The organism is Phocaeicola sartorii JCM 17136 = DSM 21941, from assembly GCF_054653615.1.
On the sequence record NZ_BAAIFW010000006.1, the window covers coordinates 995,990 to 1,008,814 of the forward strand.

Below are 12,825 nucleotides of genomic sequence, written 5' to 3' on the forward strand. Positions count from 1 at the left end.
TCCCTCCGGAAACACCTTATAGAAGCACCCGGAGGGAAAATAGGAGGAAATGTTATTTTTCAGCCGGCATATCCGCAGTTGTAGGCCAATAAGGATTCTGGTACAAAGGAGACAGCTCAACAGAAGCATGATCCGGTGCGGTCAGCAGGAACTGGCGGATAGGCATCGGTTGTAAGTAATGCGCCATTTTCCAAGTATAACCGTTTCTGTACAAGTTTCCGGAAGTCATGTTTTTCTCATACGGACGGAGATATTCGCTTAATTCCGGGCTGGATACATTGGCCGAAGAGCTGCCGTCGCTGACCAGGCTTTTGGGATCATACCATTCCTGCATCGGGCTGTTCCAAAAGCGGAATCCTTCTACATGGTAAGGTTCGTCCATCATCTGGTCATAGGAACGCCAGCGCGCCAAATCATACGATCTCAATCCTTCACCCAATAATTCACAACAACGTTCACGACGGATGTTGTACATCACAGGGTCGGTCAGCTGCTCGCCGGCCGAATAAGACGCCCAATCGCTTTTTTCTTTGGAAAAGTCCGTTGCGGCAATCGTGGTCATCGGATCTACCGCGTCACCCGAGAAGCCAGCGGCGGTGCGGACTGCTTTCCAGTATTCCAAAATGCGTCCCGAGTTTATATTTCCGGTCAACTGATATTCCGCTTCCATATAAGTCAGCAATGCCTCAGTGGCACGGAAAGAGATGGCCCCGTTATAAGAATAGAGGTTTTCGCACAATGCCTTGTCAAAAGTACCCCCTTTACGGAGTGAGTAGCCGGTGGAATACCCTTTGTCACCATTACCGTTCAGGATGTTCGGATAAGGCTCTACCGGTACGGCGTGGGTCACCGAAGCGTCCATGTTCTTGAAGACGTTCTTCTGTCCGGGTTCTTTCAGGAAGATGGACAGGCGCGGGTCTGTATATTCACGGATACTGCCTATGGTAGAGTCATCGTAAGTATAACCATCATGCTGGGCATACCAAGGTTTTCCATCCTGCATCACGAAACGTTCTACACCGTTGCGGGTTACTCCTACGCCCCAGTTTCCAAACTGTACGCCAACCTCAGAACTATGCACCACTTCCTTGCTCTTGTCGTAGGCTCTCCACATCAGGATGTCGGGATATACAGACATATCCACCGCGCCGAACATATAGAAATAAGGATTCACATCCCCTTCCTCTTGAGGAACGATACCTGTATTCTGAGTCAGGACACCTTTGTATTTCTCTGCGATTTCTTCCGCGCTTTCGGCCGCTATCCGGAAGAAATACTCGCTCTCGCTGTCAACACTTCCCGACGGATATTCGTAACCGGCATTGTAGTCCTTGGCTTTTCCGGGCCATCCTTCGCCATTGGGAACAAACGGAGTGCCTTTGAAGTACTTCAGCCAGGATCCCTCGAACAGAGCGACACGGGATTTGACCAGCGTAGCCACATCTCTCGACACACGATTGCGCATGGGGTCAAAATTGTCTTTCAAATAAGTCCGGGCAGTATCCAGATTGGCAATGATAAACCGGGCGACCTCATTGCGCGGACGACGTTTGCAAGCGGCAACCAACGCCGCTTCATCATCGGGCAGAGCTTCCGTCAGGATAGGAAGGTCTCCCCAATTCCGCAACATGGAATAATAACGATAGGCACGGAAGAAATAGAGTTCTCCTATATATTGCTCTATGTTACGGGCGCTTCCTTTAATTTCTCCTTTGGCATAGCGATCCAAGGTCGTATTCAAGGAGTAGTTAACGCTCCGGATGGTTCCCCAGTCCCAGTTGCTGTTGCCCATACCTACTTTCCATTGCCCCTCGGCATACTTTCCGTCGGCATACATACCAGTCTGGATATCGGTAGCCCCGTCGGAGAAAGCGCCTAAAGTGGAAGGAGCCACACTGGTATAAAAGCCGTTGGCTATAGCTTGTATCTGGTCATCCGACCGGTAATAGTCTTCCGGTATGACGTAAGAAGGGGGTTCTTTGTCTAAAAAGTCCTCACAGGAAACTAATGTTGCCGACAGCAACAGTGCGCTTGATAGTATTTTAAATGTTTTTATTTTCATGACAAATGGTTTATAAGGTTATGTTTAATCCGAATGACAAGGTTCTGGACAATGGATAGCCCATACCCGAATATCCGCCTGTAATGGTTTCCGGGTCGTACTGTTTGTCCACACCGGTTCCGGTCCATAAATTCTCGCCGGAGAAATAAACACGGAGGTTCTTGATTCCCCAACGCGAGCTGATCGCGACAGGAATGGTATAGCCCACCTGCAAGTTCTTCAGACGGATATAAGCGGCATTCTGCAAATAACGGGTCTGTGTATTCAGATTTTTCCCATTATACAACGGACGGGGTAAATAGGCATCGGTATTGGCCTGCGTATAGCCTTCTCTCACCGACCATGTGTTCTCATCGCGGAAATAGTCACTTACGGCCTCCAGACCGGCTGCTTGCCACATGCCGTCACCATTGGCGCCAAAGGTATAGACACTGCCGTTCCATACATCGCGTTTCATGACGCCTTGGAAGAAAGCGCGGAAGTCAAATCCTTTCCAGTTTGCGTTCAGATCCAGACCGAACAGATAGCGCGGGGTGTTATTGCCTATCACGCTCAAGTCGCCCGAGTCTCCCAGCACTTCCGAACCGGAAGAAATTTTTCCGTCACCGTTGATGTCGGCATACATAATGTCACCGGCTTTCCAGTCCGAACCCAATGCATCCTGTCCTCCATTGGGCAGTGTAGCCAAATGCTGCTGCATTTCTTCGTCCGTACGGGCCAGCCCTTTGGTGGTGTATCCCCAAATTTCTCCGATATAGCGTCCGGTGATGTAGCTCCAGATATCGTTCGTCGGATTGTTGGGGTATCTGGTAATTTTAGCGCGAGAGTCGGAAAGGTTGAAATTCACTCCATAGCTCAATCCATTCTGGAGCTGGTCTCTCCAACCGACAGTCAACTCCCATCCCAGGGTACGTAAGTCGGTATTATTCGTGTAAGGCACTCCTGTACCCAGTATGGCGGGAAGCTCGGGAGCATAGCCCACCATGTCTTTCGTATTGCGGATGTAATACTCCACAGAACCGGTCAGACGATTATTGAACATTCCCCAGTCTAACGCCACATTCATGGATTGGATTTTTTCCCATCCCAGATCTTCGGAAACAAGTCCCGGAGCGTATGCGGTATTGGGGCGTTTGCCGTTCATCAGCCAATAACCGTTGGACGCACCTACACTCATGGTCTGATAAGTCTGATACCAGTTGCCGGTATTCTGGTTTCCCAATGAACCGGCGGAAGCACGCAACTTCAGCATCCCTACTACATTGGTCAACGGTTCAAAAAACTCTTCATGGGCGATGTTCCATCCCACAGATACCGAAGGAAACACTCTCCAGCGGTTGTGCGACCGGAAGCGTGAGGTACCGTCGGCTCTGACATTGCCTTCGAACAGGTATTTGTCATTGTAACTATAGTTCACGCGACCGAAGAAGCCGGCAGTAGCCCATTCATTACGTGAGCCATATACAGATGGGGGTATTTCTGTTCCGTCAGGGCCAAGACCGGTAGTCATATCGATTTCGGATTTGTAGCTGAACATGATGCCGTCCCGGGTCAGGCCGTATTGTTTCTCTTTCAGTTCTTCTGCTTGAAAACCAGCCAGTACATGGAAGTTATGGCGTTCATTGAACAAGTGAGTATATTCCGTATATGCTGAGAAATTATAATAATTGTTCTTATACAGACCCTCGTGCACCTCAGACTTGTCGGTAAGGGGAACAGGGTCTCCATTTGCATTGTGGTTGTAAAACTGCTGCAAGTCCCAGTGTTGGTCGTTGGCGTAAGTATGGTAACTGAAATCAATGTGCGTGATCCAGTTTTTTACAGGTTCTATTACAAAGCTTGCCTGATGGTAAACATTGTCGTTCTGCGATTTATCCACTCCTCCTTCTGCCAGTCCGAGTATCGGTGACGGAGAGGAATAATAATATCCGTTACGATCAAGAACCGGCAACACAGGCCATCCCTGGCGTGCTATATCGCGATATAAGCTAGAAGTCAGTGTGGCGGGACGTTTATAGTCTTTGCGTACAAAACGGACTGAGTAATTGAAACGCAACCAATCAGTGAGTTCGGAACTCACCTTGAGCATGGCATTGTAGCGGTCCAGTCCCTCTTCTCCCAAATTCATGAATCCGCCCTGGTTCAAGTAATTCAGAGAAGCATAGTAATTAAGCTTCTTGTTTCCGCCGCTCAGGCTGAAGTTATGTTCTTGTGAAAAAGTCCATTTCTTGAATATGACGTCAAAGTAATCTTCATCATTGATACCGTAGGCATAGCCATCCTGCCACAGTCCGCTTCCATCGCCACGCTCCGAGATGGAATACAGGATGGTACCGTCACTTGTGACACGCTGGCCGGGGCCGCAAGGTGTCGCATTGTGATAGTCTACCAGTTTCTCCATACGGTCCGGCAGGAAATAAGCGCCGCTTCCCCCATTAGTCTTGGTATCGTTCATCCAGCTGGCAAAATCAACGGAATTCATCATGTGGTTCATGTTGATAGGGTTGCCGAAACGGAAACTGTTATTGTAGTTAATGGTTACCTTGCCTTCTTCACCGCCCGACTTGGTGGTGATCAGAATCACTCCGAACGGCGCACGAGAACCATAAATGGAAGAAGCCGCCGCATCCTTCAATACAGAGATACTGGCAATATCCTGAGGTGAAATGGTATTCAAATCGCCTTCCAGCCCGTCAATCAATATCAACGGTGAGCCGCTGGTACCCTGTCCGATGGTGGTTGTACCACGTACATTGATGCTCGGTGTATCTTCCAGACTACCATTGGACTGCGTAATCTGCAATCCCGGAATCATACCTTGTAATGCTTGGGTGACATTGGCTACCGGGCGTTGCTGAATCTCTTCGGCCGAAATTACACTGACAGAACCGGTCAAGTTCACTTTCTTCTGGGTACCGAACCCCACAACCACCACTTCGTCCAGCATCTGGTTGTCCTCTTTCAAGACAATTTGAAGCATCTCACTGCCCTTGGGCTTTATGGTCTGGGGCTTATATCCGATAAAAGAAACCAGCAGTGCGCCGTCATCGGACAGCGGCAACGTAAAATTACCGTCAAAGTCGGTGATGGTTCCATTCGTGGTACCTTCTTCCGTAACCGTAGCGCCGATAACCGGTTCGCCCGTAGCATCCACCACTTTCCCTTTGACATCCTTTGATTGCTTGACAGACTGGTTTGAAGTATTTTTCCCATGTATCAGAAAAATATGGTTTCCTTCCATCTTCCAGGTAACGGAAGAACCGGCGAACAACTGTGCCAATATCTCCGATACCGGGCGTTCCTTTACGGTGAGGGTTTTTACTCCTTTCACGTCCACATCGCGTTTATAGACAAACAGATAATCTGTCTGCGACTCTATATCGTTCAATATAGATTCTATTTGGACATCTTTCCGGTCGATGGTTACTTTGGCGCTTTGTGCGTAGGCACTTTCCGCCATTAATACGAGGCTGCTGAAACACAAGCAGAAAGCAGACTTTCTCGCAAATCTAAAATAACGTTTAAATCTGGAACTTTCAGGCATGTGAAAGTCCGACATAGGAATGTTTTTCATACCTTTGTAAAATAAGTTTTTAATACGGTTTTTTTTAACAAAGAAATTGTGTTAACTGAGAGTCGGCAGATGGCGCAAACATCCGCCGGCTCGTTATTTTCAAGAGGTTTGGTCTTTCATGGAGATTTCATACATTCTGTTTTTAAAGGTTTCGAATTTTATGGTTACTTGATATAAATAATGTTCTGGTCTGTATCCCTCCGGTAAGTAAAGGAAACATCGGTCTGCAAGACGCGCAATATATAATCCAGCCCCTCGGATATGCGGAACTTACCGGTGAGCACCACATCGGCTGTTTCTTTCCTGTGTATCTTGATATCCAAGTCGAAATACTTCTCCAAGTCCTGCATGATTTCACCCAGCGTTTTGTCGTGGAAACAATACAGTCCTTCTTTCCAGCGATAGGAGCCATAATCGTCTATCTTGCTCACCACCAGCTGTCCGTCTGTCAAAGTGGTCTTCTGATTGGGAGCCAGCAGGACGGATTTCGTTTTATCCGCAGGCAAGGTGACTTTCACCTTTCCCTGCATCAGGGAAGTTTCAAAGAAATCCTTTTTAGAATAGGCTTCCACATTGAACTTCGTCCCCAGCACTTCTACATCCATAGCATGAGTATGTACCACAAACGGGCATTCTTCGTCACGCTTCACATCAAAATAAGCCTCACCGTCCAGGGTAATCTCACGTTTGCCTTCCATGAAAGAGACGGGATAACGCATTGTGGTTCCGGCATTCAACCACACGTCCGTACCATCGGGCAAAAGAAGATTGACCCGTTGCCCGGGAGGGACAGTGACAGTCTGCATAGCTACATTTCTATCCTTGTTACCTATTGAAAAAAAAGTTGCCGTCACACAAACCGTCACCGCCACAATCACAGCTATTTTCATGAATTCTCTGAAGAGGGACAGATGAACCGCCTTTCCGGAATCCAGCGGCTTCCCGCCCCGCTGCGAAGCCGCCACGATGTGCATGGCATCGAAGAGCTTCCGCTCTCTATACAGCCGGGAACGGTTCTCACTGGAACGTTCCGTCCATTCCTTTATCTTTTTCATTTCTTCCACAGACGCCTGTCCCTCAAAGAAACGGTATAATAAGTCTTTATTCATCTTCTTTAAGTCTTTTCTGCTATAATAGCGAATAAGACTGCTATACCCCTAGTAGAAAACATCTTTTTTTTCTCAGAAAAAAATAAGAAACAAAAAGCGGCCCGATAAAGTACAATGAACAAAGGTTTTCTTTACCTTTGCAGCTATAAAGTATATGATCATGGTTAAAAAATTCGATTTCCTTGTTATCGGCTCAGGACTTGCCGGAATGAGTTTCGCACTGAAAGTGGCCCATAAAGGTAATGTCGCCCTGATTTGTAAGGCAGGACTGGAAGAAGCCAACACCTATTTCGCCCAGGGAGGTATCTCAGCCGTTACCAACCTGAAAGTGGATAATTTTGAAAAGCACATTGAAGACACAATGATAGCGGGCGACTGGATAAACGATCCCGCAGCCGTGGGAAAAGTGGTGCGTGAAGCTCCCGCGCAAATCCAGGAACTGGTGAAATGGGGAGTGGACTTCGACAAGAATGAGAAGGGAGAATTCGACCTTCACAAGGAGGGGGGACACTCGGAATTCCGTATCCTGCACCACAAAGACAATACCGGCGCTGAAATACAGACCAGCCTGATAGAAGCCGTCAAGGCTCATCCCAATATCACCCTATTTACAGATCACTATGCGGTGGAAATCATTACCCAGCATCATCTGGGAATTATCGTCACCCGCCATACACCGGGCATCAAATGTTTCGGAGCATACGTGCTGAACGAGAAAACCGGAGAAGTAGATACGTTCCTGTCCAAAGTGACGGTAATGGCAACGGGCGGATGCGAGGCGGTTTACCGCAACACCACCAATCCGCTGGTAGCTACAGGTGACGGCATCGCCATGGTGTATCGCGCCAAAGGGGCGGTAAAGGACATGGAATTCATACAATTCCATCCCACCGCACTCTTCCATCCGGGAGACCGTCCCAGTTTCCTTATCACCGAAGCCATGCGTGGTTATGGCGCAGTGTTAAAGAATCAAGACGGTGAAGAGTTCATGCAGAAATATGACCCGCGCCTGTCACTGGCTCCGCGCGACATCGTGGCACGTGCTATTGACAACGAGATGAAGCAGCGTGGTGAGGATCATGTCTATCTGGATGTAACCCACAAGGATCCGGAAGAAACAAAGAAACATTTCCCCAATATTTATAAGAAATGCCTCAGCCTGGGCATTGATATCACCAAAGACTATATTCCTGTGGCTCCGGCGGCTCATTACCTGTGCGGAGGTATCAAAGTGGACTTGGACGGGCAATCCAGCATCAACCGCCTGTATGCCATCGGCGAATGCTCATGCACCGGTCTGCACGGAGGCAACCGTCTGGCATCCAACTCGCTGATAGAAGCAGTGGTTTATGCGGACGCGGCAGCCAAACATGCGCTGAGCGTACTCGACCGGTATGACTTTAACGAAGACATACCCGAATGGAACGATGAAGGAACCATGAACAATGAGGAGCGGGTACTGATTACCCAAAGCATGAAGGAGGTGAACCAGATTATGGAAGCATACGTAGGCATTGTACGAAGCAATACCCGGCTGATCCGTGCATGGAACCGGTTGGATATTCTGTATGAAGAAACCGAACGCCTGTTCAAACGCAGCAAGGCTTCGCGCGAGCTTTGCGAACTGCGTAACATGATCAACATCGGATATTTGATCACCCGCCAGGCCATGGAGCGGAAAGAAAGCCGCGGCCTGCATTATACCATTGATTATCCGCACGCGGCGACAGAAAAGAAATCATAGATCTATTTTTAGAACTCACCAAGAGGGTGTGCCAAAAGGCCTAAACAATGAACATGGCTTTTAGCGCACCCTTTTTTCAGGCCCAGTAACCCTCCTTTTTTTCAAGCGCATAACTCACCTTGAACATCTTCTTTCTATTAAAAACTTTATTTCCTTTGTTCCTTCAGTAAGAATAGACTATCTTTGTTTTATTGATATCCGGATATGAACTAAAGACAACAGAAGCAATGATGGAAAATATAAAAGAAATCCCCTATGGCATTGCCAACTTCGTGGAAGTGGCAGAGCAGAACATGTATTATGTAGACAAAACCATGTTTCTGCCTTTGCTGGAAAAGCAGCCCCGAAACCTGTTCTTTATCCGTCCCCGCCGCTTCGGCAAGAGTATTTTTTTGAGTATGCTGCGTGCTTATTATGACATAGCACAGAAAGAAAAGTTCCAGAAACGCTTCGGCAATCTGTGGATAGGCAGCCGCCCCACGCCCCTGCAAGGTAAATTTCAGGTGGTGTATCTTGATTTCTCGCGCGCCAGTGGCGGAAGCGGTTCACTGGAAGAAAACTTCAATAACTATTGCGGCATGGTGATGGACCTGTTCGGCAAAGTGTATGAACCTTATTATTTTCCCGGATTTGCACAAAAGATGGAAGAACAGCCCGACTTTGTCAGCAAGCTGAACTACCTGAACCTGCATGCGGCTGAATCCGGAATGAAACTTTACCTCATCATCGACGAATACGATAACTTTACTAACATCGTTCTGAACGAGCAGGGAAAAGACGTTTACCATGCCCTGACCCATGCCAGCGGATTCTATCGTGAAATATTTAAGAAATTCAAAGGCATGTTCGAGCGCATCTTCATGACCGGCGTCAGCCCCGTCACCTTGGACGACCTGACCAGCGGATTCAACATCGGCTGGAATATCAGTACCGACTACCAGTTCAACATGATGCTGGGATTCAGCGAGACGGACGTGCGCACCATGTTTCAATATTATAAAGATGCCGGACAGCTCCAGGCCGACGCGGACATTGAAGCAATGATCCGGGAAATGAAACCGTGGTATAATAATTACTGTTTCGCTAAAGAAAGTCTGGAGCGCGACCCGAAAATGTTCAATTGCGACATGGTACTTTACTACCTGCGCAATTACATCACGCTGGGCAAATCTCCCGAAGAGATGATAGATCCCAATACCCGTACGGACTACAACAAAATGAAGAAACTAATCCAGTTGGACAAGCTGGACGGCAACCGCAAGGGCGTATTACGTAAAATCACCGAAGAAGGGCAAATTATCACCAACCTGATCACCACCTTCCCGGCCAAGGAAATCGCCAAACCCGAAATCTTCCCCAGCCTGCTCTTCTATTATGGCATGCTGACCATCACTGCCACACGCGGCAGCCGCCTGGTATTGAGTATCCCCAACTATAATGTGCGCAAACAGTATTACGAATTCATGCTGGAGGAGTACCAGGACAAACGCCATATCAACCTGAACAACTTGATGGACCTGTTCGATGAAATGGCTTACGAAGGTCATTGGCGCGAAACGCTGGAATTTATTGCCCATGCCTACAAGGAAAATTCATCCGTACGTAGTGCCATGGAAGGCGAACGCAATATACAAGGTTTCTTCACCGCCTACCTCAGCGTAAACGCTTATTACTTGATGGCTCCGGAAATGGAACTGAACCACGGTTACTGCGACCTCTTCCTCATGCCGGACCTGATGCGTTACGAGGTGAAGCATAGCTATATTCTTGAACTGAAGTATCTGCCGGTGAAGGACACGGAAGAGAAAGCCCGGACACAATGGCAGGAAGCGGTGGAACAAATTAAGGAATATGCTGCCGCACCCCGGGTGCGGCAATTGGTACAGAACACGAAACTGCACTGTATTATCATGCAGTTCCGGGGATGGGAGCTGGAGCGGATGGAAGAAGTGTAGGCCTGCTCAAAACAATGAAAATTCATACAGGAACTAAAATAGTGGTCATTTTCCTATTACAACCTATTAAATTAGTAAGCCAATACATTCCAAAGATCCCTGATACGTTGTTCGGGGTCCCATTTGCCGTCAAACGTCCATTTGGCGGTAACGCCATAAAACTCCGGAGCATTCTCCGCCTCCTTCAAATTATCGTTTAACCAGCCACTGTGCCCTCCTTCACGGGTACAACCATAATAATAGGTACGCAACCCCCATGGACAGGGATCAAGCACTTTATCCGAATAAGCATAATGAATATTCCCGTCAAGCACATTCTTCGACATGTTACATTTGATGAGATAAAATTGGGAATCATGATGATAGCGTCCTAAAAGTGTCGGGGTCTTAGCATCAAATGAAGAATTGGTAATAACCAGTTTCTTGTTCTTGTTACCTCGTCCGTCATGCCAAATCATGGCACGGCTATCACCATAAAAATGGCAGCGTGTGGCATAGCACCATCCGCGAGGACAAAGGAAATCCACCCCCGGACAACGAAGATAGAGGTCGGCATGATAATACATGCCATTGCTTCCGGGTGCCCACAAGGAAAGGGCATCGTTCCCATCGGCCCACACATTACTGTTGATGATAATGGTGCGGGTGGCACGTCCAAAAATCGCCATCTGATGGGTGGTCGTATTTTCAACGGTAGTTCCGTAATTGTTGTAAACAGTCACTCCGCTAATAACACAATCGTCCGCACCTTCCTGCAACACAATGACACCATTGCCTACCGGACGTCCATGATATTCCGTGAGGGTACGTGTCTTGGCAGTTTCAGCTAATACAATCCGCGTACTGTCACGGTTCTCCCCCACTAAAACAATATTAGGCCTGTCAATAATCACTTTTTGATGATACGTTCCGTTCAGCAATAAGATTTTAAAAGGTACTGTCGGAATTTCCGGAGCCTTTTCAATAGCCGCCTGAATACTCTCTCCCGGCTTTACCACCACATCAAAAGCCGTACGCTCTACCACGGGACGACGATACATTTCAATCAGCCCATTTTCATTCGCTCCTTTGGTTGCCAGACTGATTGCCACTTTATGCTTCGGATCATATTTGTCCGCCCATGCGTTGTATATGGCAAAAAGCTCAGCCGGCCTGCTATTGTACCAACTATATCCGTTACGACGTTCTGTACCTATCTCTTCCAAGTGGCGACGCGGCAGCCCGTCACGGTCACATACATACGGTTCACAATATTTCAAATCATAATAACGCGCCCAAATAGGTCCGGCTTGAGGATCTTCCACAAGACGAGTATCCCGCTCACCATTTGCCAGTACGATACGCTCACATCGCAAACCGGTAAGTTTATACCTGTCAAACCATTTCATGGCTCCGTGAACCGCCCGCTTCACGCGTGCGTCGGGTGCAGGTAATTCCATGAGCAGACGCACAATTCCGGCACTCTCCGCCGAACAATAAGACGGCAACTCATACGCGCGTGCCGGTGCAGGCTTCAATGTTTCCCTATCATTCTGCTGACACCACACTGAAGGTTCTCCATCCTTGATAATTTGTGTAGCCAAAATGCACTCTATTCCTTTATGAAAGACTTTTTCCAAACGTACACACAAAGCCTTGTCTATCAAATCATCCTCATAAGGCGCTTTGTGATTCATCATATCACGTATCATATTCAATGTATTGACAATGGCATCGTCATTGAAAGTAATATGTATCTGATAACCACGCGGACCGGGCCAGAATTGCGGCCATCCTCCGTTTTCGTATTGGCCGCCCAGCAAATATTCCACTCCTTGAAGGAAAGCATCGCGATAACGTATATCCTTAGTCTGTCTATAAAGACGGGCTAGAAAAATCATCTGGGCAGTTGTGGCATTATTATCTATCGTAGAATCATCACAGCGTGATTTATCCTTCATCACCTGAGCCAACTCTTTATCATTCATGCGGCGGGCCATATCTATATTCTTCGGCCAACCGCCCGTACAGCGTTGGAAGGCCAATACATTTTCAGCAATCCGCCGAGCCTCATCCGTCAGAAAGAAAGAATCCTGCTCCATACGTGCTATTTGTTTCCACCCCTTGGGATACGACTCGTTATCCTTTTTATGAACTCCTTGCTGCGCAAAGGAACCGGTTACCATGGCAAAAGCCATAAAGCCAATAAACACCTTTTTGAATGTATTTTTCATTATTCCTATATGTTTTGATAAAAACCAGCATACAAAATTATGCGTTTTCATACTTTAAGACAGAGAATATTTGGTCTTTTTCAGGCAGATTTTGCATAGACACTACTCAAACCGACATCATTTTATCAATAAAAACACGGAATTACATAAAAAAGCAGTGCTATGGAC

At 47.5% G+C, this 12,825-nt stretch carries 6 protein-coding genes; 2 read left to right on the forward strand and 4 right to left on the reverse strand.

The features are described 5' to 3' along the window. Window positions 1–52: 52 nt before the first annotated feature. From ACYQ0C_RS21210 to ACYQ0C_RS21220, 3 genes are all read right to left on the reverse strand, one after another. Entirely contained in the window at window positions 53–2,062 is a 2,010-nt protein-coding gene (locus ACYQ0C_RS21210; RefSeq protein WP_016274819.1) for a RagB/SusD family nutrient uptake outer membrane protein, read from the reverse strand. A 10-nt stretch (window positions 2,063–2,072) separates the two neighbouring features. After that, window positions 2,073–5,636, reverse strand: coding sequence for a TonB-dependent receptor (locus ACYQ0C_RS21215; RefSeq protein WP_025077086.1), 3,564 nt, complete (start codon window positions 5,634–5,636; stop codon window positions 2,073–2,075). A gap of 164 nt (window positions 5,637–5,800) precedes the next feature. Next, window positions 5,801–6,745, reverse strand: coding sequence for a FecR family protein (locus ACYQ0C_RS21220; protein ID WP_016274821.1), 945 nt, complete (start codon window positions 6,743–6,745; stop codon window positions 5,801–5,803). Between the two features lie 160 nt (window positions 6,746–6,905). On the opposite strand from ACYQ0C_RS21220, the gene nadB reads away from it, so the two are divergent. Together nadB and ACYQ0C_RS21230 are read left to right on the forward strand one after the other, a co-directional pair. Then, a complete protein-coding gene (nadB, locus tag ACYQ0C_RS21225) occupies window positions 6,906–8,489 on the forward strand; it encodes an L-aspartate oxidase (RefSeq protein WP_016274822.1) in 1,584 nt (527 codons plus the stop codon). Window positions 8,490–8,716: 227 nt separating this feature from the next. Next, a complete protein-coding gene (locus tag ACYQ0C_RS21230; protein WP_016274823.1) occupies window positions 8,717–10,444 on the forward strand; it encodes an ATP-binding protein in 1,728 nt (575 codons plus the stop codon). A 71-nt stretch (window positions 10,445–10,515) separates the two neighbouring features. Here the strand turns inward: ACYQ0C_RS21230 and pelA are convergent, their stop codons facing one another. After that, complete coding sequence (pelA, locus tag ACYQ0C_RS21235) at window positions 10,516–12,657, reverse strand: pectate lyase (protein ID WP_016274824.1); 2,142 nt, start codon at window positions 12,655–12,657, stop codon at window positions 10,516–10,518. Window positions 12,658–12,825: the final 168 nt, after the last annotated feature.

Coding starts and splice junctions, on each gene's coding strand:
- ACYQ0C_RS21215 (WP_025077086.1), bottom strand. CDS start 5,636: ATGAAAAACATTCCTATGTCGGACTTTCACATGCCTGAAAGTTCCAGA.
- nadB (WP_016274822.1), top strand. CDS start 6,906: ATGGTTAAAAAATTCGATTTCCTTGTTATCGGCTCAGGACTTGCCGGA.
- pelA (WP_016274824.1), bottom strand. CDS start 12,657: ATGAAAAATACATTCAAAAAGGTGTTTATTGGCTTTATGGCTTTTGCC.
- ACYQ0C_RS21230 (WP_016274823.1), top strand. CDS start 8,717: ATGATGGAAAATATAAAAGAAATCCCCTATGGCATTGCCAACTTCGTG.
- ACYQ0C_RS21210 (WP_016274819.1), bottom strand. CDS start 2,062: ATGAAAATAAAAACATTTAAAATACTATCAAGCGCACTGTTGCTGTCG.
- ACYQ0C_RS21220 (WP_016274821.1), bottom strand. CDS start 6,745: ATGAATAAAGACTTATTATACCGTTTCTTTGAGGGACAGGCGTCTGTG.